The 25,916-nt window shown below is 38.5% G+C and carries 20 protein-coding genes; 12 read left to right on the forward strand and 8 right to left on the reverse strand.

Annotated elements, in window-relative coordinates; translation table 11 throughout:
- Position 1 precedes the first annotated feature (1 nt).
- The 8 genes from FCR2A7T_RS02250 (at position 2) to FCR2A7T_RS02285 (ending at position 8,782) form a co-directional block, all read left to right on the forward strand.
- Positions 2-1,045, forward strand: coding sequence for a GDP-L-fucose synthase family protein (locus FCR2A7T_RS02250; protein ID WP_023569647.1), 1,044 nt, complete (start codon positions 2-4; stop codon positions 1,043-1,045).
- Between the two features lie 15 nt (positions 1,046-1,060).
- Positions 1,061-2,380 carry a lipopolysaccharide biosynthesis protein gene (locus tag FCR2A7T_RS02255; RefSeq protein WP_023569648.1) on the forward strand — a complete coding sequence of 440 codons (1,320 nt, stop codon included), beginning with the start codon at positions 1,061-1,063 and terminating at the stop codon, positions 2,378-2,380.
- On the forward strand, positions 2,373-3,113 hold the full coding sequence (locus FCR2A7T_RS02260) for an FkbM family methyltransferase (protein ID WP_051369483.1): 741 nt from the start codon (positions 2,373-2,375) through the stop codon (positions 3,111-3,113). The genes FCR2A7T_RS02255 and FCR2A7T_RS02260 overlap by 8 nt, the downstream gene beginning before the upstream one ends.
- A 12-nt stretch (positions 3,114-3,125) precedes the next feature.
- Complete coding sequence (locus FCR2A7T_RS02265) at positions 3,126-3,851, forward strand: glycosyltransferase family 2 protein (protein ID WP_023569649.1); 726 nt, start codon at positions 3,126-3,128, stop codon at positions 3,849-3,851.
- Position 3,852: 1 nt separating this feature from the next.
- On the forward strand, positions 3,853-4,569 hold the full coding sequence (locus FCR2A7T_RS02270) for a class I SAM-dependent methyltransferase (protein ID WP_023569650.1): 717 nt from the start codon (positions 3,853-3,855) through the stop codon (positions 4,567-4,569).
- 77 nt (positions 4,570-4,646) lie between these two features.
- Positions 4,647-6,497, forward strand: a complete 1,851-nt coding sequence (locus FCR2A7T_RS02275) for an ArnT family glycosyltransferase (protein WP_158634618.1) — start codon at positions 4,647-4,649, stop codon at positions 6,495-6,497.
- A gap of 249 nt (positions 6,498-6,746) precedes the next feature.
- On the forward strand, positions 6,747-7,676 hold the full coding sequence (locus tag FCR2A7T_RS02280; RefSeq protein WP_131473125.1) for an O-antigen ligase family protein: 930 nt from the start codon (positions 6,747-6,749) through the stop codon (positions 7,674-7,676).
- A gap of 17 nt (positions 7,677-7,693) precedes the next feature.
- Positions 7,694-8,782 (forward strand): glycosyltransferase, encoded by a 1,089-nt coding sequence (locus FCR2A7T_RS02285; RefSeq protein WP_023569653.1) that lies wholly within the window; start codon positions 7,694-7,696, stop codon positions 8,780-8,782.
- 132 nt (positions 8,783-8,914) lie between these two features.
- Here FCR2A7T_RS02285 and FCR2A7T_RS02290 read toward each other — a convergent pair whose 3' ends face one another.
- Positions 8,915-9,394: a hypothetical protein gene (locus tag FCR2A7T_RS02290; protein WP_023569654.1), complete on the reverse strand. Its 480-nt coding sequence runs from the start codon at positions 9,392-9,394 to the stop codon at positions 8,915-8,917.
- Positions 9,395-9,493: 99 nt separating this feature from the next.
- Here FCR2A7T_RS02290 and FCR2A7T_RS02295 point away from each other — a divergent pair, with 99 nt between their 5' ends.
- From FCR2A7T_RS02295 to FCR2A7T_RS14620, 4 genes are all read left to right on the forward strand, one after another.
- Positions 9,494-10,750 carry a WcaI family glycosyltransferase gene (locus FCR2A7T_RS02295; protein ID WP_023569655.1) on the forward strand — a complete coding sequence of 419 codons (1,257 nt, stop codon included), beginning with the start codon at positions 9,494-9,496 and terminating at the stop codon, positions 10,748-10,750.
- The gene (locus FCR2A7T_RS02300; protein ID WP_035116890.1) at positions 10,728-11,999 is read left to right on the forward strand and encodes an O-antigen ligase family protein; all 1,272 of its coding nucleotides are present in this window, start codon (positions 10,728-10,730) and stop codon (positions 11,997-11,999) included. Before FCR2A7T_RS02295 ends, FCR2A7T_RS02300 begins: the two co-directional genes overlap by 23 nt.
- Positions 12,000-12,132: 133 nt before the next feature.
- Entirely contained in the window at positions 12,133-15,489 is a 3,357-nt protein-coding gene (locus tag FCR2A7T_RS14615) for a CotH kinase family protein (RefSeq protein ID WP_023569656.1), read from the forward strand.
- Between the two features lie 151 nt (positions 15,490-15,640).
- Positions 15,641-18,976, forward strand: a complete 3,336-nt coding sequence (locus FCR2A7T_RS14620; protein WP_023569657.1) for a CotH kinase family protein — start codon at positions 15,641-15,643, stop codon at positions 18,974-18,976.
- A gap of 10 nt (positions 18,977-18,986) precedes the next feature.
- Here FCR2A7T_RS14620 and rfbD read toward each other — a convergent pair whose 3' ends face one another.
- From rfbD to FCR2A7T_RS02345, 7 genes are read right to left on the reverse strand one after another with little or no spacing between them, the layout of a single operon-like run.
- Positions 18,987-19,853: a dTDP-4-dehydrorhamnose reductase gene (rfbD, locus tag FCR2A7T_RS02315; protein WP_035116892.1), complete on the reverse strand. Its 867-nt coding sequence runs from the start codon at positions 19,851-19,853 to the stop codon at positions 18,987-18,989.
- Complete coding sequence (rfbC, locus tag FCR2A7T_RS02320) at positions 19,847-20,398, reverse strand: dTDP-4-dehydrorhamnose 3,5-epimerase (RefSeq protein ID WP_023569659.1); 552 nt, start codon at positions 20,396-20,398, stop codon at positions 19,847-19,849. The genes rfbD and rfbC overlap by 7 nt, the downstream gene beginning before the upstream one ends.
- A gap of 40 nt (positions 20,399-20,438) precedes the next feature.
- A complete protein-coding gene (gene rfbA / locus FCR2A7T_RS02325) occupies positions 20,439-21,296 on the reverse strand; it encodes a glucose-1-phosphate thymidylyltransferase RfbA (RefSeq protein WP_023569660.1) in 858 nt (285 codons plus the stop codon).
- Positions 21,297-21,299: 3 nt separating this feature from the next.
- The gene (gene rfbB / locus FCR2A7T_RS02330) at positions 21,300-22,319 is read right to left on the reverse strand and encodes a dTDP-glucose 4,6-dehydratase (RefSeq protein ID WP_023569661.1); all 1,020 of its coding nucleotides are present in this window, start codon (positions 22,317-22,319) and stop codon (positions 21,300-21,302) included.
- Positions 22,319-23,302, reverse strand: coding sequence for a hypothetical protein (locus FCR2A7T_RS02335; protein ID WP_035116893.1), 984 nt, complete (start codon positions 23,300-23,302; stop codon positions 22,319-22,321). Before FCR2A7T_RS02335 ends, rfbB begins: the two co-directional genes overlap by 1 nt.
- A 10-nt stretch (positions 23,303-23,312) precedes the next feature.
- Positions 23,313-25,001 carry a DUF6909 family protein gene (locus FCR2A7T_RS02340; RefSeq protein WP_023569662.1) on the reverse strand — a complete coding sequence of 563 codons (1,689 nt, stop codon included), beginning with the start codon at positions 24,999-25,001 and terminating at the stop codon, positions 23,313-23,315.
- A gap of 42 nt (positions 25,002-25,043) precedes the next feature.
- Positions 25,044-25,916: a carboxypeptidase-like regulatory domain-containing protein gene (locus tag FCR2A7T_RS02345; RefSeq protein ID WP_023569663.1), complete on the reverse strand. Its 873-nt coding sequence runs from the start codon at positions 25,914-25,916 to the stop codon at positions 25,044-25,046.

Consider the following 25,916-nt stretch of genomic DNA (forward strand, 5'->3'; position numbering starts at 1 on the left):
AATGGAAAAAACAGCCAAAATTTTCGTGGCAGGACATCGCGGTCTGGTTGGAAGTGCCATTGTTAAGAACCTGAACGAAAAAGGGTACCACAACATTATTACCCGAACACACGGTGAGTTGGATTTAAAAGACAACATTAAAGTGGAGGCCTTTTTTGAAGCCGAAAAACCGGAATATGTTTTTTTAGCTGCCGCCAAAGTGGGTGGTATTGTTGCCAATAATACCTACAGAGCCGATTTTATTTATGAAAACCTGATGATTCAGAATAATGTAATCCATCAGAGTTATGTTCATGGTGTTAAAAAGCTGTTGTTTTTAGGAAGCACCTGTATTTATCCCAAAAACAGTCCGCAACCCATGAAAGAAGATTACCTTTTAACGGGTGAACTGGAATACACCAACGAACCGTACGCTATTGCAAAAATTGCAGGCATCAAAACGTGTGAAAGTTATAATTTACAGTACGGCACCAACTTCATGTCGGTCATGCCTACAAATTTATATGGTCCGAACGATAATTTCGATTTGGAAAAATCACATGTTTTACCGGCGTTAATGCGAAAAATTCATTTGGCTAAATTATTGTCGGAAAACAAAATTTCGGAGGTGGTGGCGGATCTGAAGGTAAGTTCTTTCGAGGAGGCTCAACCGATTTTGGAAAGATTTAAAATCAGCGCCGAGGCCGTTGAAATTTGGGGTAGCGGGGCACCGATGAGAGAATTTTTATGGTCAGAAGACATGGCCGATGCCTGTGTTTTTATCATGGAAAACCGCGATTTTTCAGACTGTTATGTAAATAATAAGGACATTCGCAACACCCATATCAACATTGGAACCGGAAGCGATATTTCGATAAAGGAACTGGCCTATCTGATAAAAAAGATTGTGGGCTATCAAGGTGATTTCATTTTCAACAGTGAAAAACCAGACGGTACTTTGAAAAAACTGACCGATTGTTCAAAACTAAACGCATTGGGCTGGAACCATAAAGTTGATCTTGAGGAAGGTATTACAAGAATGTACCATTGGTTATTAAACAAGTAGGTTTTCGTCAAAACAATGTACAGGATTAAAAAACTGATAAACAACCACCTCTTCATGAGTGCCTTTTATAAAGGCTTTTCGGGTTTATCATTGTTTGTTTCCATTCCCATACTGATGCAGTATCTGGGCACCACCAATTACGGGGTTTGGGTACTGATTTTTACCTTATTCCAGCTAGTTTTGTTAATGGACTTCGGATTGGCGAGTGTTTTAAAAACGAAAATTCCGGAATTGGAATATTCGGGAAACATTGGAAAAGTAAATGCCTATATAAAATCGACCTATAAAATATCCGGTTACATTGCCTTAGCGCTGTTCTCTATGGCGGTACTTTTTTTCTGGCTTTTTGATGTTAAATCCCTACTGAAGATTCCTTTTGAAAGTGGTTTTGTTACTCGGATTTTTCTTCTGAACATCTTTTTTTTCTGTCTGAACTTCATAATGAATACCCACAAAGCTCTTTTTGTAAGTGTTCATAGGGGAAAATATGCCGAACAATCCATTGCGGTAAACCAAATCGTCTTTCTGATTGCCTTACTCCTTCCGGTAATTGTTTTTACCGATCAGTCCGATGAAACCAAACTTTATACCATCAGTATTCTAAACGGAATCGCTTGTTTTCTGGTAAACTTCGCCTATACGGTCTATTTTTTCAAAACCGAAAAATATACCCTGTTCACTTCTGAAAAACTGGATAAAAACTACCTCAAGGACATTTTACTGTTAGGCATAAAATATATGGCGATACAAGTCGGCACACTGTTCCTGTTTTCTTCCGACAATTATATACTGGCCTATTTTTTTGGTCCGAAAGAGATTGTTCCTTATGAGATTGTTTCCAAATATTTTCAATTCCCGCTAATGATTCTTATGGCTGGTATGGCGCCTTTATGGTCCATCTTTACCAAAAACTATCTGGAAAAAAATCAGCTTGTTTTGAAATCCACTTTCAGAAAATTCAATTATTTTTTTGTTTTAATTCTGGCTGGGGTACTGCTTTGTGTTCTGATTGCACCTCCCGTTTTTAAACTTTGGATCTCCGAAGACTTTTCCGTTCCGCTTTTTTTACTAATTATGGTAGCGATAATGACCGCTTTACGAATTTTCAGCACTTTTTACAGTTACTTTTTCAGTGGAATTGGAAATCTAAAAAGTTATTTACTACTTTTATCGGCTAGTGTCGTAGTAAAAATTCCACTCTCCTATTATTTTATTACATTAGGGTTTGGAATATCGAGTGTGGTTATGACCTCTGGACTTTGTTTGTTGGTATGGTGCATCCTACAACCGATCCAAGCCTATAAAATTGTGTCTAAATTAAAGATTGATGAATAAATTCATATATAAAAATAAAAGTATTTTATTAAAATTAAAACGATTGTTCAACGCCGTTACCGGTATCGAAATCGTAAAATACCCAACCGATGAGCTCTCAAGACGCATCGCTTTATTAAAACACCATAACATTGATGCCATCTTGGACATTGGCGCCAATATTGGTCAATATGGTGGTGAAATGCGCAATCTTGGCTTTAAAGGCACCATCTTTTCTTTTGAACCGATGAAAGAAGCCTACGGAAAACTGGTGAAAAATGCCGCTGGGGATTCCAACTGGAAAACATTCAATTTTTCTATTGGGGAAAAAGACGGGCAAACCACCATTAATGTGGCCAAAAATTCTGTGAGTAGTTCTTTGCTCGATAACCTGCCGCAATTAACCGAAAGCGCTCCCGAAGCCGCTTTTGTTGAAAAAGAAACAATCGAAATCCGAAAACTGGACAGCATTTTTGATGAGTTGAATTTAACAAATAAAAACGTTTATCTTAAAATTGATACTCAGGGATACGAAGAAATGGTTTTGCTTGGTGCTCAAGAAAGTCTGAAAAAAGTGAAAGGAATTCAGATTGAAATGTCTTTTATCCCTTCTTACAAAGGCACGCTCACTTTTGAAGAAATTAAAACCCGATTAACAAATTCAGGATTTCAGCTGGTTGCCATTGAAAACGGCTTCTATGACAGAAAAACCGGAAAACAACTTGAAGTAGATGGGATTTTCTACAGAAAATAATCAATCATAATTATGACTTTTAAAACACTTTCAATAATTATCCCGGCCTATAATGAAGGGAGAACGATTCACTTTATTCTGGATAAACTTAAAGCCGTTACACTGGAAAGCGAAATAGATAAGGAAGTAATCATCATTAACGATTGTTCGAAAGACAATACCGAAGAAGCTATTTTGGCCTACATGGCCAACAATCCGGAATTAAACATTCAATACTTCAAACACGAAGTAAACAAAGGAAAAGGAGCTGCATTGCATACCGGTATACAAAAAGCAACCGGAGAATACCTGATTATTCAGGATGCCGATTTAGAATACGATCCACAAGAATACAATTTACTTTTAAAACCCATACTGAACGGTTTTGCCGATGTAGTATACGGTTCCCGATTCATGGGCGGTAATCCGCATCGTATTTCCTTTTTCTGGCATACCATCGGGAACAAGTTCTTAACGTTCTTCTCCAACATGTTTACCAATCTGAATCTTTCCGATATGGAAACCTGTTATAAGCTTTTCAAAACCAGTATTATACAAGGCATCCCGTTAAGAGAAAACCGTTTTGGTTTCGAACCGGAAGTGACCGCTAAAATTTCTAGAATTCCCAATATCCGAATCTATGAAGTGGGGATTTCTTATTACGGTCGTACCTATGAAGAAGGAAAAAAAATTGGTTGGAAAGATGGGGTAAGAGCCATTTATTGTATTCTGAAATATGGTCTTTTAAAAATAAAATAACATGATTAAAGAGATTGATGTAGAAGGGCTAACCACTTTAACGGTAATTGAAAAAGCTGATCGTTTTAACAATTGGATGTATACCACAATTGCGCCGCATTGTACTGGAAAAATACTTGAAATCGGGAGTGGTATCGGCAATATTTCGCAGTTTTTTATCAAAAACAACCAAGATATTACGTTGAGTGACTTAAGAGATAATTACTGTGAAATTTTAAAACAGAAATTTTCCAATGATGTAATTAAAGTCGATTTGGTTCACCCGAATTTTGAAGAGGAATACAAGGATTTGTTAGCGACTTTCGATACCGTTTTCGCCTTAAATGTAGTAGAACATATCAAAGATGATGTGCAGGCGATTGCCAACTGCAAGAGACTATTAAAACAAAACGGAACCTTATTGATTTTGGTTCCGGCGTACCAGTTTCTATTTAACAACTTCGATGTAGAGTTGGAACATTTCAGAAGGTATACGCAAAAAGGATTAAAGTCAATCATTCAGAAAAACAATCTTACCACTATAAAAGAATTCTCTTTTAATTTTATCGGGATATTCGGTTGGTATTTTTCGGGCAATATTTTGAAAAAGAAAACCATTCCGGAAGGCCAAATGGGTTTTTTCAACCTATTTGTACCTATTTTCAAGTTAGCGGATTTTGTTACTTTCAGAAAAATTGGTTTGTCCGTAATTAATGTATCGGTTAAAAAAGAATCTTAGAATTTAAAACTATGCTGATTTTTATTTGCTTTCTTCAGTTAATAATAACCTTGTTTTATTTGCAGCCAAAAAAAACAATGGGGGAGTTAATCGTAAAATCTGCGTTGATTTTTTCAGGTTTTATAGTCTTGCTAACCGAAATATTAAGTCTGTTTAAAGCAATAAATCTGACGGCATTAATAATTAGTTGGTCGTTCTTTTCAATCATTTTATTGTATTTTCTGTATAAAAACAGGGAAAACTTCTTTTCACTAATACGTAGCAAGAAAAGCGATTTCGTAAAAAAATACCAAACCTTATATGTTTATGAAAAACTGCTTTTAGTAATCATAACCATATTTGTCTTATTGCTCCTTTTTCAAGGGATAATTTATCCGCCCAATAACTGGGACTCCCTAACCTATCACATGCCAAGAATAATGTATTGGATTGGCAATGAATCGGTTGCTCATTTCCCATCACATATTTTAAGGCATTTGTACCAGCCTCCATTTGCTGAATACTTTATCTTGAATCTTAATTTACTAAACGGAAATGATTATTTTTCAAATACGGTTCAACTGCTATATTTAATTCTTACTTTCTTTTCCATTTGGCTTTTATTAACACAGTTAGCCATCTCTAGATTCTATAAAATTCTAGCCCTGTTTATAGCAATTACAATACCTGCAGTCGAGTTGCAAGCTACTACCACAAAAAATGATATTGTGTGTTCTTTTTTTATACTAACAGCAATCGTATTTTGCATTAAAACCTATTATTCAAATAATTTCTCAAATTTCCTGTATCTCGGTTTGGCAATCGGTTTGGCCATGTTAACAAAAGGAACTGCATACCTTTTCCTGGCACCGATTCTTGCTGTTTATGGATGGCTGTTGCTTATCAAAATTATCAAAACAAAAGATTTCAAACTTCTTCTAAATGGCTTTGCTGTAGTTCTAGTAATACTCTCAATAAACATAAGTCACTTTACAAGAAATTACAAAATAGAAGGCAATATTCTTAATATCGATAAAAATGAAGCTTTGGCCTTCTCAAACCAAAAAATGGATGGAAAACTGTTGTTGTCGAATCTGTTAAAAAACGTTGGGCTACATTTGGGATACCCTATAGAAACAAAAGCGGATGCCGGTATCCGAAAATTACATACGTTAATGAATGTCCCTATTGACAATCCAGACACCAACTATTATAACATTAAATACGATGGTCCGAAAGAAAATACTACCAATGAAGATTTAATTCCCAATCTTTCCCATTTAATTTTATTTCTAGTATCCTTAAGTGCTCTATCGTTAATTTGTTTTAAAAAATTCAAAGAGAACATTTCCTCCTTTTTACTCATTCTGATAATTCTTTCGCAAATAATTCTTTTTTCAGCCATTTTAAAGTGGCAGCCATGGCACACGAGACTTCATATCCCTATTTTTTTGTTAATTGTTATCCTTATTAGCCTAACGATTGAAAAATCGAAATTGGCCCGTTTCTTTACGATAGGCAGTTTACCCATTTTATTTTTCAGTTTTTGTTTTTATTTTCTTTACAACAACGTCAGACCCATAATTACAAACCCGATTTACACAAAAGACATTTGTTTGAGTGACTCTAGGTACAAAAAATATTTTGCCCATCAATTACATCTCTATCCCGAATATTCAATCATTTTGGATAAAATATATTCTTCAAACCCAAAAAAAATAGGGTTAATAATTTCAGATTGGGAGTATCCTTTCTTGTCTGATTTCTATTATGATAAATTGAAAATTACGGCAATAAATGTTAACAATGTAACCGCTAAAATACCTCAGGACGATTCCAATATTGATGTGATTGTTTCAAATTCAGTAAAACAAAATTTTATTGCATTCAAAGGAAAAAACTATTACAACCAAACGCCTGACAACGTTTCCATTTGGTTTTACAAATAAAATATTATTGTGCAATTTTCAGTCAAAAAATATCTTCTGTATTCTTCGGTGTTTGCCATTTTCACCGAGGCCTTTTTCTTTAATTTCATTATTGACTGGAAGCTGTTGTATCTTATCATTATTGTCAATTATTTTATACTGGCACAAACCCAAAAAATAAGGCTGAACAATTTTTTCTTATTTCTTATAGGAGCTTTATTTATTCATGGGCTTATTGTCAACACACTAATTGGAGTGCCCCCCAACTATATGATTGCGCAGCTTATCGGGATTAGTATTATCAGTATCTATTATTATAATTTTATTCCGCTCTATGACAAAAACGACATCATCGCAGTATATGTTAAACTCTCGCTCTATGCTGCCATAATCGGATATGTTTTTTACTTCTTAAACATCAATCTTAACGACGGAAGACTACAGAGTATTTTCAAAGAACCGGCACACTATGTCATTGTGGTAATACCGGCTTGTTTTTACTTTTTGAAACAAAAAAACTATATCGCTTTTGCCACTATTTTCGGAACTCTTATTTTATCAAACTCTTCCCTAGGTTACATTGGTTGTGCCTTAATGTTCATCATCCCTAACCTGAATCTAAAACGACTGGCCTATTTTGCCGCCTCCGTTCCGGTAATCCTTGCGACATTTTATTATGTATATACCGAATACCCTTTCTTTCAGCTTAGAGTAAACGACACCTATGAATCCCTAAATTCCGTGAATACCGGAAAATTTAATGAGTATACGAATTTGAGTTCCTATGCACTTCTAAGCAACATCTTTGTTGCCAAGGAAAACATAAAAGACCATCCGTTTGGGAGCGGTATCGGCAGTCATGTTTACATGCACCGCTCTGTTTACAGTAAGGAAATGCGACCGCCGGAGTATCTAATCAAACAAAATCTGGAAAAAATAAACTCCAATGATGCCAACTCCCTTTTTACGAGAATGATGTCCGAATTGGGAATATTAGGCTTTATCGCCGTAATTTTATTTCTGATTAAAACCCTACCGGTTTTCAATGACAAGCGATTCATTCTTTCTCAGGGGATTTTTATTTATTTTTTATTGAAATTATTCCGGGACGGACATTATTTTCCACCGGAACTGTTTTTCTTTGTGTGGTTCTTTTATTTTGATTTTTTCCGAGCGGAGAAGAACGCAGCATCGGAATAATTTTAACAGTACCTCAAATGCCAAAATCAATACTGCATATAACCGAAAAGATAAATAAGGAGAGTGGTGGATTACGCACCGTAATAACCAATCTAAATGATTATCTGAACTCAGCAACCGGATTTGATTCTTCCATTATTACTTTTGCTATGGAAGATCATGATGCGTTTCAATTGTTTGATGTTTCTAAACCCGGTGCCTGGTTGTATTCCAAATCCTTTAAAAACTACTTAAACCAACTTGACACTTCCAATACCATCTTACATTTGCATGGTGTTTGGATGTATCAACAATACATTTCCTCCAAAACAGCGGTTAAAAAAAACATCCCCTACCTTTTAAGTAGTCATGGAATGTTGGAAAAGTATCTTTTACAACAGGGAAGGCTAAAAAAAACCCTGTACTGCAAATACATTTTAAAAGATATTTTAAAAAATGCCAATTACCTCCACGCCATAACTCCTATTGAGAGCGAATCGCTGTTTAGATTGTCGGGGGGAAATAAAAATATCGTGGAAATTCCGAATCTCATTCATTACAGCTCGATTCCCCAAGAAGTAACCTACAATCCTAATGAAGAATACATCCTCTATTTGGGGCGTTTTCATTCGGTAAAGGGTTTGGATATTTTACTCGAGGCCTATGAAAAAATCGACAACAAAAAAATACAATTATTACTGATTGGTCCGCATTCGGAATTAAAAGAAAGTCTGGAAAACAGGATTATCGAAAAAGGCATGCAGCACAAAGTTTTTTTTAAGGATTTTGTCAGTGGAATCGAAAAATTTAACGTGTTTAAAAATGCAAAAGTTTTTGTTGCCCCTTCGTATTCCGAAGTAATCGGAATGGTAAATTTGGAAGCAGCAGCCTGTAAAGTACCTGTGATATCCACTTATAATACAGGATTACATCCCAACTGGAATACCAGTGGCGGTATTCTTATAAAACCCCAATTGGATGCATTAGTAAGCGCATTGAACAATGCTGTGAACTGGGATACTACTGAAAGAATCGCCCGCGGAAATCAATTGGCCGATTTTGTCTTACAAAATTACAGTTGGGAAAAGAAAGGTGTTTTGTGGGAGCAGCTTTACAATACGCTTTAGAAAAACACCTCCACAAATAAAAAACCCGCGATTTCTTTGAGAAGACCGCGGGTTGTATAAATAAGCTCCTATTCTTGGAACCGTCAATTCTTTAGTTTAATGGCAACAACTCTTCAAGTTTTGCATTACCCCCTAATCCTGGAGGATAAGTTTTATCATGGTTAATACAAATGCAACTGCTTTTTCATCCCAAGACAATCCTTCGTTAGCATCGAAATAACCACCATATAATGTACCGTTCTCAAAACAGAAAACTCCTTTGTTAACAATGTTAAGAGTATTGATTTTTACTGTTTTTTGTTCTTTGTTAGTACTTAATGTAATCTTTACGTTTTGCAAAGACACGCCTGCAGGGATTTTAATATCCAATTTTTGAGCCAAAGGATTACCTTTTACTTTGAATTCAATTGGACCATCTTCTTTCCAATAGCCGTCAAGTTTGTAAACAACTTTTAATACGTCATCTTTTTCGTAAATTGCTTCAAGAACTACAGAATATTGGTCTTTTTCAACAGCAACTTCTTTTTTAGCTTCGTCTTTGTTTGCTTCCTTATCACGTCCGCATGAAGCCAAAACTACTGTTGCTAAAAACAATAAAACTATTTTTTTCATTTTTTTAAAATTTTACACGCAAATGTATTATAAAAAACAATACGCAAAAATATTTTTTTTAACTTTTTACATTCACAAAACCTATAAAAAACTATACATTTGCGAATCATATTACTTTCTTCCATGAAGAATTCTACCATAACGGTTTTTACTGCCAATTATTATCCCGAAGATACAGCCATTGGCCTTTATACCACACAATTTGCAAAACATCTTGTAAAAAAAGGGTTTGAGGTAACTGTCGTAACAGGGTTTCCCTATTATCCGCAGTGGAAAATAAAAAACGATTACATCCAACTCCCCGATTTCCATACTGAAAAAATCGACGGATGTACCATACTGCGATACAAACAATATGTTCCCAAAAAAGTAAATTTTTCAGGACGAATCCGTCTAATGCTCAGTCTGCTATACGGAACCCTGATCAATTACCGGAAAATCAAATCTTCGGATATTGTATTCTGTATTGTTCCTTTTACGCTTTCAATTTTCCCCGCAGCTTTGCTTGCCAGAAAAACAAAATCAAAATTATGGGTTCATATTCAGGATTTTGAATTTGATTTGGCACTGGAAACCGGGATTCTGAAAAACAATCTTTTCACACGACCGCTAAAAAAAATCATTTTTTGGACAGAGTCCTTTCTGTTAAACCGCGCCGATGTTGTTAGCAGCATCAGTTATAAAATGCTGGCGAAAATCAATGAAAAATCGGCTGTAAAAAACGTCGCATATTTTCCAAACTGGGTTTCTGCCGAGAATATTACTCCGCAAAATTATTTACAACACCGTTACATCAATCCGAAAAAATTCACCCTGTTGTATTCCGGTAATGTAGGAGAAAAACAAGATTGGGATTTCTTTGAAAAGCTTTGTGCTGCTGTAACCGATTCCGAAATCGAAATAGTAATTGTAGGTGACGGCGGTTATTTGGAAACGCTGAAATCACGAATGGAAAAACATTCTTTCGTAAAATTTTTCCCTTTGGTGGATTACAGCGAATTGTCCGATTTACTGTGTTCTGCCAACATGCATTTCCTATTTCAGAAAACGGATGTGGTAGACACCATTATGCCTTCCAAACTCTTGGGAATGATGGCCAGCGCAAGACCATCAATTGTCACAGGAAACAAAGAATCCGAAGTCGCCACCATTCTGGAAAAATCAAATGGCGGGAAATTTTTCAGCGACAATAGCATTGAAACGGTCTACGCAGAAATTATTCGTTTAAAAAATAATCCTGACACCACAAAACAAACCGGGATAAATGCAAGAAATTTTATCTTGGATGCTTTCTCGGAAGACATTATTTTAAACAAAATTACGGCTAAAATCAATGCGACTATCACTGAAAAATAATCTGGAAAAAGCGTTTTTGATACTAATCCCGCTTTTGTTCACCTTCCCTTTTTTTAAAGAAAGCCTCTCCACCTTTATTTTTATATTGGTAGCTGTCACCACTTTATTGTATACCGTTGCCACTAAAGAATATGCCTTAAAAAATAAAGAGCTGTTGTATTTTACAATCCCTTTTTGGATCATACTGATACGCAGCTTGTTCGATTTGGGTTACGAAAACAACTTCTCACCGGTAAAAAACGGGTTGTTTTTCTTGTTATTCCCGATAGTTTTCGGCTACATTCCCAAAAAGTTTTTCACCGAACAAAAACTTTTGCTTTACTTAACCATTTTAAAAAATATATGTGCCGTAATAGCGATAAGTTACATTCTGATGTTTTTGTATTATTACAATTTTAATGATTTTTTTATCTTCAAATACAACATTCCTAAATTCAGGGATTTTGTGTATAATGAAGTCCCTTTTTTTAAAATTCATCCTACTTATTATACCGCTTTTGTATTTCTGTGTACAGCTTTTTCCTTGGAAAACATTCTGAAAAAAAAGAAGTATTGGGACATTATTTATGTCTTGATTTTTGCAGTCATCACCTTTCTATTGCTTGTAAAAATTAACATGTTACTGCTTTTTATTTTGATAGGCGGCATGTTGTTGTTTCGATCTTCATTAAATTTGAAACAAAAAGGATTCCTGTTTATAAGTTTCCTAACCACGGTAGTATTGCTAATAACTTTTGTACCGGGAGTAAAAAACCGATTTACCGAAATGGTAGACAGTTTCAACAAGCCTCCAACAGGACTGGCCTATGATTCCACCAATATCCGTATTGCCATTGTAGAGTGCTCTTTGGAATTGGCCGAAAAAAATTACCTGTGGGGCGTTGGATTTTCAAACTTGGGTCCGGCTCTTGAAAACTGCTTTTCTAAAAATTACGACAGCAATTTCTATCTCGAAAATACCTATTTAACACACAACTACTATTTTTATATCTTTATTTCCAGCGGGATACTTGGTGCATTATTCCTTGCATTGTTTTTGTTTAAATTACTGAAAGCAGTGCGTCGTATCAATATATTTTTACTGACGGTTACAATTGGTAATGTTTTAATTTTAAACCTTTCCGAAGACTTCTTTTACAGACATTACGGCTTGTTTTTCTTTTGCTTAATCTTGTTCTCCTTCTTTAAGTTAAAAGAAAACACCTATCCTTCGGAACAAACAGTTCTGACTCAAAATACGATTCCTTAAAAATTACCCTTTAAGAATACAATTTAACCTTACGACTGTCTTTCATCGTCTATATCCCCATTTGACCGAAAAAAAGAACAACTCCAACAGATAATAAATAAATTTATATGTTTAATTATCAATAGGTTGTGTTATGAAATCGATATTTACGCTGCTCGCCCCCACCTTGTTGTTTATTGCAAATCCTACTTATTCACAAAGCATTACCATAAACGAAATCCTTTCATCCAACACTACGGTCAATCAGGACGAAGACGGCAGTTATGAAGACTGGGTTGAAATTTACAATTATGGGGCTTCGGCCGTAAACTTAAACGGTTTCGGACTCTCGGATGATGTCACCTTACCCCACAAATGGAGTTTCCCTGCAGTGACGTTAAATGCGGGACAGTATTTATTGGTTTGGTGTTCCGACAAAAACAAAACCGTCGTCGGAAGTCCGCTGCACACCAATTTTAAAATCGGGGCTGCAGGAGAAACGCTGTACCTTACCAATCAGTCCTCAGGTACTTTAGCCACTTTCCCTGCTGTCGCTTTACAGGCTAATATTTCTTACGGTAAAGTCCCTAACGGAACCGGTAGTTATTTTTATTTCAACGTTCCCACGCCAGGACAACCTAACACCTCAACAGCTTATACCGACGCTTTAACTCCACCCGTATTTTCTCAGGCTTCCGGGTTTTATACTTCCGGATTTAACTTGAGCCTGTCCAATCCGACTGCGGGCACCTCCATCATATACACCTTAGACGGCTCCGATCCAGATCCCAACAATCTGAGCGGAACAACCTACTCCTATAAAAACAGTTATGCCGAATTGGCCGGACAATCGGGCGGACCAATGCTGCAAAACAGTTTCCGGTCGTTTACTTACAGCGCACCAATATCCTTAACAAACCGATCGTCGCTTCCCAACAAACTGGCAGCAATATCATCTACGCATCACAATGTCCCTTTCTATATTCCTGCCAATCCAATTTTTAAAGGAACAGTAGTGCGGGCTAAAACCATTAAATCCGGAGCAATTCCCAGTAAAACGGTAACAAAAACTTTTTTCATTACCCCTTCGGGAAGCGGTGAATTTTCGTTACCGGTAGCTTCATTAAGTTTGAGTGAAAACAAACTTTTCGATTACAACAACGGAATCTTTGTTGCCGGCGCTTTATTCGATGGTTGGCGTGCCGCTAATCCAACGGTAGACGCAGACGAATACAACTTTGATGCAAATTTTCGGCTTTCTGGAGACACTTCGGAACGCAATGGCAACTTCAGTTACTTTGTGAATGGTGCTGAAGTAGTCAATCAGGACATTGGAATTCGGATCAACGGCGGATCAACGCGCGCATGGCAAAGCAAATCCTTCCGATTGGTTGCCCGGTCGGATTACGGAAACGAAAGTTTTAATTATCCTTTTTTTAATGGGGAAAGCCTTTCCGTTTTCAATCGTCTGATTCTTCGAAACGCCGGTGGTGATTTCTTCGATACCAAATACCGGGATGCACTGGCCGATGAATTAATGAAAGGAACCGGCATGGAAACCCAAGCTTATCAGCCCACAATCACCTTTGTTAATGGGGAATATTGGGGAATTCTGAATCTAAGAGAACGTTTTGATAAATACTATTTTAAAAATGTATGCGGTATCGGAGAAACCGAATTGGATTTGTTGGAAGACGATTTAAGAGCGACCGAAGGCGACCGGGTTCATTACGATAATATGGCGGCGTTTTTAACTAACAACAGTTTGGCCATAGCTGCAAATTTCGACTATATAAAAACACAAATGGATGTCGACAATATGCGGGATTACTACATTGCCAACATCTATTATGACAATACCGACTGGCCCGGATGGAATACACTTTTCTGGAGAAAACGAACCGCTTCTTACAATCCGAACGCATTGTACGGACTCGACGGACGCTGGCGTGCAGCCATGAAAGACAACGACGACTGTTTCGGACTGGCCGTTGGCGTAAACAACCACAATAATTTAGCCGTTGCAACCGATCCCAACGGACCATCTTACCCCAATCCGCCGGAATCGACGTTAATCTTAAGAAGTCTGTTGGCCAATCCAACATTTAAAAATGATTTCATCAACCGCTTTGCCGATTTAATGAATACTTATTATCTCCCAAGTCGCTTTATTGCCGTTTCCACCGCCATGAAAAATAAAATTCAACCGGAAATGCAGGAGCACCTGGACCGATGGAAAGCCACCGATTACGGCTGGTGGGAAGAAAGTATCAATTTAGTACACGATTTTGCCAACCAACGTCCTAATTATCAACGACAACACATCCGACAAAAATTTGGCATCAACAGTAATATCAATGCGACTTTAGATGTCTCGGATGCAGCACATGGGTATGTTAAAATCAATACTATCGATATTTTACCTTCCACACCGGGGGTAGCCGCCAACCCTTATCCTTGGACCGGCGTTTATTTCCACAATATTCCGGTAAAAATAAAAGCGATACCGCTACCAGGATATGCCTTCAGTTATTGGAGTGGCGCTTCGAGCAGTACTTCGGCGGAAATTACAATCACTCCGACTTCTAATTTTTCGCTTACCGCTCATTTCATTCCTTCGGGCAATCCAAGTACTCCGGTTCCGATGTTTTTTTGGATGATGAACGATGCCATTCCAAACGATGTGCCATTGGAAACGCTTAATTCCAGTTACGAAGTCGCTACCGAAGGGGTGATTCAATACCAATCCTGTCTGGTGGGGTATCCGTTTACCAGTGCAAGTCCAAGTTATCATCATGCCGCCATGGAAAGACGCAACAGCCCTACTCCGTTAAATTATATGCCTTCGGCCAACGGTAATATCACTTATGAACTTTCCGGAATGAAAGGGTTACAAATCAAACAGCCCTTCCAAAGCGGAGGATTGCAAAACACCCTGATTTTTAATCTATCGACACAAAACTACAAGGACATCAAATTCGCATTTGCCGTTTTAGATGAAGGAGCTGCTACCGGAGTTACACTGGAATATGCCACAAACGCCGGCGCACCGGTTTGGACAACGGCCGGAATGACTGCGAGTTCTTTTCCGATTACTACCACCTATCAACGCATTGAAGCCGATTTGAAATCCATCGCCACGGTAAATAACAATCCGAATTTTAAAATACGGCTTCGTTTTACCGGACCGAACATGACGGCCGATACCGGAGCAAGGGTTACTTTCAATAATATTAGTTTGGAAGGTACGCAGCAAACCCTTTCCACAGAGGAAAACACCCTTTCCGGTTTTATCGTTTATCCGAATCCGGTTACGGATGTCGTTCATATCGCCCATCCTTTAAAAAACACCTTGTTCAATTACAAAATTTACGGAATAGACGGTAAAGTGGTTTTAAAGGGAACACTTACGGATGATGAAATTAATCTTTCGCAATTAACGGCAGGTATTTACCTGTTACAATTAGATGGAGAAGGAAAAACCGAAACCAAAAAAATACTGAAACGATAATTCGGATGATTTGCATTTCAAAACGAAGTGCTTGAAAATACCTGTTTATTACCTCTTAAAACTGCATTTGTAAAGCTTTGCATTATCGGATTTACTGTTTCCATTAGGGTGATAATAAGGTTGTCAGTTACCTTGATAAAACGTATTACTCATGAAAAAAAATACATTTTGGACACTAACCGTTTTGGTTGTTCTAAGTATGAATCCGCTATTTGCGCAAAATATCGTTATTAACGAAATCCTAACCTCAAACACTTCATCCATAACCGATGAAGACGGAAGTCATGAGGATTGGATGGAATTGTATAACAATAGCGCCGTTCCTGTAAATCTGTTGGGATACGGACTGACAGATGATCCTTTGTTATTGTTTAAGTGGACGTTTCCTAATGTAACACTAAACCCCGGGCAATACCTTTTGGTCTGGGCTTCGGATAAAAACCGCACGGTCGTGGGAAGTCCGCTACACACCAACTTCAAAATCGGTGCCGGAGGAGAAACGTTGGTATTAACGAATGCCTCAGGAATCAATGTCGATACTGTTTCGCCGGTAAGTTTACAAAGCGACCTCTCTTATGGACGGTTACCCAACGGTACCGGTTCGTTCGTTTTTTTTGGTTCGCCAACACCAAATGCTGCCAACACCACTACAGGATATTCGCAAGCATTGAGTCCGCCTTTGTTTTCACACAACTCGGCATTCACCACAACCGGTTTTAATCTTTCCATTTCCTCTCCTGATGTGGGAACTACCATTTTGTACACTTTAGACGGTTCGGAACCTGATGAAAACAACTTGTCCGGAACCACTTATTCCTATAAAAAAAGTTATCCCGAAGAGCCCGGCCAACCATTTGGTCCATTCTTTCAATACAACTTCCAAACATTGCAATATTCTGCACCGATTCCCATTAGCGACCGGTCTTCACTGCCCAACAAACTTGCCAACATTTCCACCACCTTTGATTATGCACCGGAATATTTTCCTAACGGTCCGATCTTTAAAAGCACGGTAGTTAAAGCAAAAACCATCAAATCGGGAGCTTTGGCCAGTAAGACCGTTACCCGAAACTATTTTGTTTCGCCACAAGGAACCAATCGTTTTACCCTTCCGGTCGTTTCATTAAGTTTTGATGAAAATGATTTTTACGATTATACCGATGGCATTTCGGTAGCGGGCATTGATTTTGATAACTGGCGCATTGCCAATCCGACCGAGGAAACCAATGAAAACCTCGGTAATTTCAACCGATCCGGAGATTTGTATGAACGACCGGCTAACTTTAATTATTTTGTTAACGGTCAGGAAGTGATTAATCAAAAAGTCGGTTTGCGAATTCACGGCGATTATTCCAGACTGTACCCCAGCAAATCGATGCGTGTTTACGCTCGATCTTCCTATGGAAAAGACAAATTGGAATATCCTTTTTTTTCCGATGAACCCTATACCGCTTATGAACGCATGGTCGTAAAAAATGCGGGTGGCGATTTTTACAATACCATGTTTAGAGATGCTTTGTGCAACGAACTCGTGAAAGATTTACGCATGGAAACCGAAGCGCATAAACAGGTCATCACTTTTATTAACGGGGAATATTGGGGAATTTTAGCCCTACGTGAACGCTACGACAACAATTATTTCAGTTTGGTGTACAATTTTCCTTCCGATGGGGTTGACTTATTGGAAAACCAAGGAACCGTTAAAGAAGGTGATAATATTGATTACACTTCGTATTTCAACTATATTCAAAACAACGATTTATCCCTGCCTGCCAATTACACTTACATTCAAACCCGAATGGATACGGATAATTTCATGGACTATTACATCAGCAACATCTTTTTTAATAACGATGATTGGGTAACCAACAATGTGGTATACTGGCGCAAAAGAACCGCAGGCTATCAACCCAATGCTCCTTATGGTCATGACGGACGCTGGCGTTGGGCATTTCATGACGTAACCAGTACTTTTGGCCATCCCGAATTCAACACCTTAGCCGATGCCACCACCACGGATGACAGCGTGCACCATCTTTGGTCGACACTCATTCTTCGCAAACTTTTGGCGAATGACACTTTCAAAATTGCCTTCATTAACCGATTTGCCGATTTGATGAATACCAATTTCCTTTCCAGCCGAATAGTAGCACAAATTGATGCCATGGCGGCAGTCATCGCGCCGGAAATGAACGATCAGTATTTCCGTTGGAAAGGTCCCGTAGACGATGGCGACTGGCAATACCATTTAAACCAAGAAAAGGCCTTTGCGAATCAGCGACCAAGTTATCAAAGACAGCACATCCGACAAAAATTCGGTATCAGCAGTAATATCAATGCTACGCTAAATGTATCTGATATCGCACAGGGATACATCAAAATGAATACTATCGCCATTAAAGACGGTACACCGGGCCTCTCTGGAAATCCATATCCTTGGACCGGAATTTATTTTCACAATATTCCAGTAACATTAAAAGCAGTGGCACTTCCGGGTTATCAGTTCAGTCATTGGAGCGGTGCCTCCAACAGTACCAATGCAGAAATTACCATTACGCCCAACAATGATTTTTCGGTTACCGCGCATTTCACTCCTTCCGGAAATAATGAAACCCCGGAAGTCATGTATTTTTGGATGATGGACAGCGCCATTGCCAATAATGTTCCTCTAACAAGCATTGCTTCTACTTTCGAACTGGCTTCAGAAGGAACCTTACAATACCAGTCCTGTCTAATCGGTTATCCATTTGACAGTTCCAATCCGAACTGGCGAAAAGCCTCTATGGAACGACGCAACAGCCCTACCCCATTAAACTATCTTCCCGAAGCCAACGGAAACATTGACTACCTGAATTCTAACATGCGTGGAATTCAAATCAAACAGCCTTTCCAGAATAGCGGGTTGGAAAACACCCTGATCTTTCAGTTTTCTACCAGTGGACATAAAAACATCAAGTTTGCATTTGCCGTTTTGGATGAAGGAGCGGCCACCGGTATCACCATCGATTATGCCACAAATGCCGGAAGTCCCAACTGGACAACAACCGGATTGACTCCAAATTCCTTTTCCATAAACAATAGCTACAAACGTATTGAAACCGATTTTTCATCTGTTACTGCTGCCAATGACAATCCGGATTTTAAAGTGCGGTTGCGGTTTACCGGTCCGAACATGACAGCCGATACTGGGGAACGGGTGACTTTTAACAATATAAGTGTGGAAGGAGTGGCGGTAACGTTATCAATTCCGGATGATGCGATTCCGGATTTTGTGGTCTATCCGAATCCGGTAACCGATGTGCTTCACGTTGCGCTTCCGTCAAGCCAAGCGTACTATAAAATTTTCGGAATCGACGGTAAAATGATCCAAAGCGGTAAAATGGAGTCCGACGAAATAAACATGACGCATTTCCCTTCCGGAATGTATTTGCTGCGATTGCAAACCGATGAAGGAAAAACAACCGTTCGGAAAATTGTCAAAAAATAAGTGTTGTAAATTAGGTCACGGACGGGAACGGCTGCAACGCCTCTTCCCATTTTTGAATGTTCAGTCCGAACACTTCTTTAATCTTGCTTTTGTCCAAAACACTGTATTTTGGTCTTTTGGCCGGTGTGGGATAACTTGTTGTGGGTATTGGGTTTACAGCAATTGAAACGTTGTTTACCTCAAATATTTTTTGTGCAAAATCGTACCAACTGCACTGTCCTTCGTTACTGAAATGGTAGATTCCGAAACAAGAAGCTTCGACAGGCTCAACATGACAAAAAGCAATGATAGCCATTAGTGTCTCGGCTAAATCAACCGCGTGGGTTGGTGTCCCGATTTGATCGCTCACTACCGACAACACGTCTCTTTCGGAAGCCAAACGCAACATCGTTTTCATAAAATTATTCCCAAACTGCGAATACACCCAAGAGGTTCGGATGATGAAATGTTTTTCCCAAACTGCCGCTATGGCTTTTTCACCCTCCCATTTGGTTTGCCCGTAAATGCCTGTTGGATTTGGAGTATCTTCTTCGGTGTAAGGGGTTGTTTTTTCACCATCGAAAACAAAATCGGTGGAAACATGTAATAAAATCGTGTGGTGCATTTTACAAACCCGGGCAAGATTTTCAGCTCCGGTTGCATTAATCGCATGCGCTTTTTCGGGTTCGCTTTCTGCTTTATCTACAGCCGTATAGGCCGCGGCATTGATACAAAAATCGGGTTGGAATTTATCGAAAATTGCTTTACAGTGTGCAATATCAGTTATATCCAATTCTGTTGAACCGCAAAAGACAAAATCCACATCAGGATGTTTTCCGGAAAGGAATTGTAACGCTTGTCCCAACTGACCGTTAGCGCCTGTGACTAAAACTACCATACTTTTTTAGCGAATTCCAAGGTGGGCAAAACCGAATCTTTTTCGGAAACCAACAATTCTTCCTGATTTAATTGCCAATTGATATGCAATACAGGATCGTTGTAAATGATACCCCCTTCCGATTCTTTATTGTAGAAATTATCGCATTTGTAAAAGAACGTTGCCGTTTCGCTCAATACGACAAACCCGTGTGCAAAACCTCTTGGAACAAACATCTGTTTTTGGTTTTCCGCTGATAATTTTTCTGCTACGTACTGACCGTAGGTTTCAGATTCCGGACGAATATCAACAGCCACATCCAGAACTTCACCCTGAAGCACACGAACCAATTTCGCCTGAGCATGGTCACCGGTTTGATAATGCAATCCGCGCAAAACACCTTTGGTAGAAAACGATTGGTTGTCCTGCACGAAATGTACTTTTTGTCCGGTTCCGTTCTGAAACGTTTGTTCGTTAAAACTCTCCATGAAATAACCACGGGAATCGTTTATTATTTTGGGTTCCAGGATAAAACACCCCGATAATTTAGTAGGTCTGAAATTCATTTTTTTAAGTAACTGAGTTGCAACGTTACTAAATATTAATTTAAATTAAGCTCATTAAATGTTTACCGTATCCGCTTTTTAAAAGTGGTTCGGCCAATACTCTCAACTGATCGGCATCGATAAAGCCCATTTTGTAAGCGGCTTCTTCAATCGCACCGATTTTTAATCCCTGACGTTCTTCGATAACCTCAACAAACTGTCCGGCCTGCATAAGCGATTGGAACGTTCCGGTATCCAACCAGGCGGTTCCCCGGTCTAAAATGCTTACCTGCAATTTACCGCGATGCAGGTATTCTTTGTTTACATCTGTAATTTCGAGCTCCCCACGATGACTTGGTTTGATGTTTGCGGCAATCTCCAACACGTCATTGTCGTAGAAATAAATTCCGGGAACGGCATAATTTGATTTCGGCTGTAAAGGTTTTTCTTCAATAGAAAGTACTTTGCCATTGGCATCAAAATCGACTACACCATAACGTTCCGGATCGTGCACATGATAGGCATAAATGATTCCGCCATCCGGATTGTTATTGGCTTGAAGCAATTCGGCCAAACCGGTTCCATAAAAAATATTATCTCCCAAAATCAAAGCTACTTTATCGTTGCCTACAAATTCTTTGCCGATGATGAACGCTTCCGCCAATCCGTTGGGATGTTCCTGTACGGCATATTCAAAGCGACAGCCCAATCGACTTCCGTCCCCCAACAATTGTCGGAACAGTGGCAAATCGTGCGGTGTCGAAATGATTAAAATTTCCCGGATTCCTGCCCACATCAAGGTGGATAGCGGATAGTAAATCATGGGTTTATCATAAATCGGCATCAGTTGCTTGCTTACCGCTAACGTTAACGGATGCAAACGGGTTCCAGAGCCTCCTGCTAATATAATTCCTTTCATAAATTACAAGGCGTAAATGTATTTCTCCAAGTACCAGGCAATCGTTTTACGGATTCCGGTTTCAAAGTTTTCATCTGCTTTCCAGCCCAATTCCGTTTCGATTTTTGTAGCATCGATGGCATACCGCAAATCGTGCCCCGGACGGTCTTTCACAAAGGTGATTTGATCCTGATATTTTCCGGTTGCTTTGGGTTTCATTTCGTTTAACAATTCGCAAATCGTGTTGGCGATATACAAATTGTTGCGCTCGTTTCGGCCCCCAATATTATAGGTTTCACCTGCTTTCCCTTTTTGGAAAACCAGCTCGATTCCTTTGCAGTGGTCCAAAACATACAACCAATCGCGCACATTTTTTCCATCGCCGTAAATCGGAATATTTTCTCCGGTTAATGCCTTACGGATAATGGTTGGAATCAGTTTTTCGTTGTGTTGCTTCGGTCCGTAATTGTTGGAACAGTTGGTGGTTACCACATTCATTCCGAAGGTGTGAAAATAGCTTCTCACTACCATATCAGACGATGCTTTGGAAGCCGAATACGGACTGTTAGGCGCATAAGGTGTTTCTTCCGTAAACAAACCGGTTTCGCCTAAAGTTCCGTAGACCTCATCAGTGGAAATATGATGAAAACGACTGTTTTCATAACCAGTTTTGTATTGATTAGGCGCACTCATCCAATGCTTTCTCGCGACATCCAAAAGATTGAATGTTCCTAAAACATTGGTTTTAATAAATGCTTCCGGTCCGGAAATGGAATTATCCACATGGCTTTCGGCAGCGAAATGAATCACATCCTGAAAATCATATTTGCTGAACAGCTCTTCCACAAAAACTCTGTCGCAAATGTCGCCTTTTACAAAAGTATAGCGCGAATGGTTTTCGACCTCTTTCACGTTTTCCAAATCACCGGCATAGGTAAGAATGTCCAGATTGACCAAATGATAGTCCGGATTGTTTTCTATAAAATACGGGACAAAATTTGCACCTATAAATCCGGCCCCGCCGGTTACTAAAATATTTTTCATTAAGCTAAATTTCTTTTGGCCAATTGTTCTTTGTAAAACCGTATTAACTTGGTAAATAAAACAAACAATACTATTAACAATATCGGTAAAATAAATTTCTTTTTCCCGTAGCTGAATTTGGTGTTTTCTACATTTAGCGTGGTACTTATTTCCTTAATAATCTTATCTGATGTAACTAATTCTATACGCTTTGCACCCTTTTCATTAATTAATCCTTCTTTGGTTTTCAATACCTCATTCAGCTGAGTATTATCATTGTAATAAACTAGTTTGTCACTTTTCTGATTGCTGTTAACCGTTTTTGAAAACTGATCCATTACCCCGTTAATCTGAGCAATGATACTGTCATTTTCTTTGATTTTTACAGCAATATTATTCAGGTACTCTTTTTGAATTTTTTTATAGAAATCACTATCATTCAAGAAATTTAATACCGGATTTAGCGTGGATTCTTCTTCACTTTTTCCTCTCGTTGTGTATGAAATCAGATGGTATTTGTAATTTTTACTCGTCATGTTTTCCTTCACAATTTTCTTCAAATCACCATCTTCAGCCATCAACTTTAACAGCTCGAAATTTTGTTCACTGTTATTGATAAATCCATAAACATCGATAATCGGTTCTATTTCAATTCTTGTAAACTTAGTTGGATTTTTAATTCCTATTTTCTTTAGAAAAATACTGTCCCCTTCCTTAATTTTGGAATCAATCAGGAAAATTTTGGAATACAGATAATCCGTACTTCCAAAATTTGGCGTTACAATAACCTCGTGGTCGTATACTTTAGTTTTAATGTCTAAATAAAAACCCAATCCGGCTCCTATAATAAACAATACTCCTATAACTACAATATTATTACGGATGAATAAAATGCCGTCAAATAACCAGTCGACAAATGATTGAATTATACCCCCTATTTTCTTTGAAAGTTGAGTTAAATCAATTTCCTGATCGTTCGGGTTACTTTGAGGACTATTGCTCATAAAAAATGAATTATTTTACGTTAAAAATCTGTTCTATTATTTTAATGGTAATAAGGTAGGTTGGCTTAACACCGGTTGTTCCCAATCCTCCGGACGCCAAGGTACTTCCTGTTTCCAAAGGATTATCCGAAGCATAATACGCATAGCGTACTTTTACATTCGGGTTGATGCTCTTACGGATTTTAGAAGCCGACTGAATTGCCTTTTGGTAATAAGCCCCTTCCATTTCCAATCCGATAGCACCCCAGGTCGAGTCGTGGAAAAACTGCAACAAATCTTTGTTCTGAAGCGACGTTCCCAAAACCGTAACCATTGGCCCGGCAAAAACCGGAATATCGTTGCCTTCAAACATTTCCGCTGTCAATTCGTTTTCGAACGGATAATTATCAGCAGTTCCTTCATTCACATGGGCGTTCGGAATCATGATATCCCCTTTTCCACCCTGTAAAATCCCGGCTTTCCCCATGATGGAAACCGACTCCACATTCAGGAATATTTTTCCGTTAGCGGTTTTATAAGGTTTCAACAACTCGTCAATCGTTTCGAAAGCCTGCTCTCCGAAGGCATAATCCATTACAATCAATACTGGCTTTTCTTTTCCGAAAGTCGCTTTTGGAAACGCTGATTTTTTGATGTCGATTTTAGCGGTATCAAAAATCTGCACGTCGATATTCGTTCCTGATGTATCCGGCAGTGAAATCATCCCGTGTTGTAACGCAAATTCTTCCACTTTCTTGCGCAAGGCGTCGTTTCCGGATTTACTCAGATCTTCAAAAATCTGAAATTCATCCGCCGCTTTGTATTTGCTGCCCAAAACCGGTTCGGCAAAAACCGAATTCATCACACTGTGCATGTTCGCACTGATGATATGAATTGGGCGCGCCAATAAATCGTTTTGTTCTAAAACTTGTTTAATATTATTGGCCCAGATTTCTCCGTAAATGTGATGTCCCAAACGTTCTCTTAAAATCGGACTGAATGTAATCGTACGTTTGTTGTTGTCCACCACTTCCTCAATGGCCAATTTTCCTAACCAATAAATTACGTGTAAGAAACGGTCTGGTTTTTCTTTGGTTCCGAAGCCTTCATAGATGTCGATAACTTCCGCAAAGGTTCTTCCTAAAATATTCGACGCATGAGAAATTGCTTTCTCTCGGTCAATCAGGGTTAATTTTTTATTCTGAAGTACTACCTGTTCTAATTTTTCCCAATCGCGGGTCAATCTTCCTTCTTCATCAATTAAAACACGGTCTTTAATTTTGTGGGATTCGATGAAAATGAAGGTCAAATGCGTTAAAATATCATAAATATCCGAACGGCCACGGGTGATTTCAATGTTCATCTGTTCGTCGTCAATTCGGTAACAGTTTCTTCTTCTTTTGGGAGGGACAATCGGTAAAAAATGCGATTTCGAATAGCCTTCATCCGAAGTTAAATTGATGTAACGGCATTCTTCGATCCCAACCGGTAAACGTTCGATAACGTATAGTAATCCGTTCAATTCGACCTTTTCTTCGGCAATAGTTCCGTAGATTTCAGGTCGTAAGGACAATAATGCTTCACGTAAAGTTTCCCCTGAAACCCCCATCGGTTTGTAGAAACCGCGGTTAAACAAATGACGCATGGTAATGTACAGTCGTTCGATAGCTGCCGACGACTCTTGCGCTCTGGAGCGCGAAATGTTCTTTAATTCTTTCATTAAATATCTTATTTTCTAACCCACAAATATAGGTTTTTATTTTTAGTTCGTTAATTTCAGATGGATAACCGGTTCGTAAACCCTCATTTTGGGATACGAAGTGTCGCTCGGATCCGGAACCTGCTTGTTCCATTTTCCACCTGAAAACGTGTAAAAAAAGTCCCGCTCCACAAAATTATAGAGCACTAACGGCGCAAATGTAATCTGTGTTTTTACGAGTTTCGTATTGGAATCGGTATTCTTTTTTTCAATCCTGTTGTTGGCAATCAGCAACTTTTCATAGGCTACAAAAATTCCTGTTTTCGGCAGAATCAAATTGAAATCCGATACATCAATTTTTTGTTTCACCACACCTTTTTTCAGGGAAACAATAAAATCTTTATCTAAAAGTTCGTCGCCGGGAAACCCATTGGCATCCACACTGTATAAATGAATTTTAATGCTGGCGTTGTCAATACTGCTGTCGGTTAAAATGGAAATTTGTTTTATAAATCTTGTTTTGTTGTACGACTGTTTATACGGGAAGAATTTGGCGTCAATTTTCGGACCGTTGTCAAAGGCTTGGAGAATTTCGGTTTTGGATTGGCCAATCTCTATTTCCTTGGTTTGTTTGCGATTGGACACAACAATTTCCTTCAGGTCGTATGCCGTCGATTTTAAAATAACCTCTTTTGCGTCGGCTGCTTTGATGATTTTCTTTTCAAAACCCAACGATGAAAAAATCAGCTTTTTATTGTTATCCGAAACGTGAATTTCAAATTGTCCGTTTTCTTCGGAAGTGGTACCGATAGTTTCATTTTCCACCCAAATACTCACATACGGAATCGGTTTGTGGTTTTCATCCACAACGATGCCTTTTATTTGAGCTGAAACGAAAGTCGATAAAAACAAAAAAAGAACGGTAATAGGTTTCAT

The organism is Flavobacterium cauense R2A-7, assembly GCF_000498475.1.
In the GTDB taxonomy this organism is placed as follows: Bacteria; Bacteroidota; Bacteroidia; order Flavobacteriales; family Flavobacteriaceae; genus Flavobacterium; species Flavobacterium cauense.

What these genes read in the sequence shown, in the direction of transcription:
- FCR2A7T_RS02250 (WP_023569647.1), top strand. Translation starts at nt 2, where the DNA reads ATGGAAAAAACAGCCAAAATTTTCGTGGCAGGACATCGCGGTCTGGTT.
- FCR2A7T_RS02280 (WP_131473125.1), top strand. Translation starts at nt 6,747, where the DNA reads ATGATTGCGCAGCTTATCGGGATTAGTATTATCAGTATCTATTATTAT.
- FCR2A7T_RS02300 (WP_035116890.1), top strand. Translation starts at nt 10,728, where the DNA reads ATGCGACTATCACTGAAAAATAATCTGGAAAAAGCGTTTTTGATACTA.
- FCR2A7T_RS02270 (WP_023569650.1), top strand. Translation starts at nt 3,853, where the DNA reads ATGATTAAAGAGATTGATGTAGAAGGGCTAACCACTTTAACGGTAATT.
- rfbD (WP_035116892.1), bottom strand. Translation starts at nt 19,853, where the DNA reads ATGGTAGTTTTAGTCACAGGCGCTAACGGTCAGTTGGGACAAGCGTTA.
- FCR2A7T_RS02260 (WP_051369483.1), top strand. Translation starts at nt 2,373, where the DNA reads ATGAATAAATTCATATATAAAAATAAAAGTATTTTATTAAAATTAAAA.
- FCR2A7T_RS02255 (WP_023569648.1), top strand. Translation starts at nt 1,061, where the DNA reads ATGTACAGGATTAAAAAACTGATAAACAACCACCTCTTCATGAGTGCC.
- FCR2A7T_RS02340 (WP_023569662.1), bottom strand. Translation starts at nt 25,001, where the DNA reads ATGAAAGAATTAAAGAACATTTCGCGCTCCAGAGCGCAAGAGTCGTCG.
- FCR2A7T_RS02265 (WP_023569649.1), top strand. Translation starts at nt 3,126, where the DNA reads ATGACTTTTAAAACACTTTCAATAATTATCCCGGCCTATAATGAAGGG.
- FCR2A7T_RS02290 (WP_023569654.1), bottom strand. Translation starts at nt 9,394, where the DNA reads ATGAAAAAAATAGTTTTATTGTTTTTAGCAACAGTAGTTTTGGCTTCA.
- FCR2A7T_RS14620 (WP_023569657.1), top strand. Translation starts at nt 15,641, where the DNA reads ATGAAAAAAAATACATTTTGGACACTAACCGTTTTGGTTGTTCTAAGT.
- FCR2A7T_RS02275 (WP_158634618.1), top strand. Translation starts at nt 4,647, where the DNA reads ATGGGGGAGTTAATCGTAAAATCTGCGTTGATTTTTTCAGGTTTTATA.
- FCR2A7T_RS02345 (WP_023569663.1), bottom strand. Translation starts at nt 25,916, where the DNA reads ATGAAACCTATTACCGTTCTTTTTTTGTTTTTATCGACTTTCGTTTCA.
- FCR2A7T_RS02285 (WP_023569653.1), top strand. Translation starts at nt 7,694, where the DNA reads ATGCCAAAATCAATACTGCATATAACCGAAAAGATAAATAAGGAGAGT.
- FCR2A7T_RS02335 (WP_035116893.1), bottom strand. Translation starts at nt 23,302, where the DNA reads ATGAGCAATAGTCCTCAAAGTAACCCGAACGATCAGGAAATTGATTTA.
- rfbA (WP_023569660.1), bottom strand. Translation starts at nt 21,296, where the DNA reads ATGAAAGGAATTATATTAGCAGGAGGCTCTGGAACCCGTTTGCATCCG.
- rfbB (WP_023569661.1), bottom strand. Translation starts at nt 22,319, where the DNA reads ATGAAAAATATTTTAGTAACCGGCGGGGCCGGATTTATAGGTGCAAAT.
- FCR2A7T_RS14615 (WP_023569656.1), top strand. Translation starts at nt 12,133, where the DNA reads ATGAAATCGATATTTACGCTGCTCGCCCCCACCTTGTTGTTTATTGCA.
- rfbC (WP_023569659.1), bottom strand. Translation starts at nt 20,398, where the DNA reads ATGAATTTCAGACCTACTAAATTATCGGGGTGTTTTATCCTGGAACCC.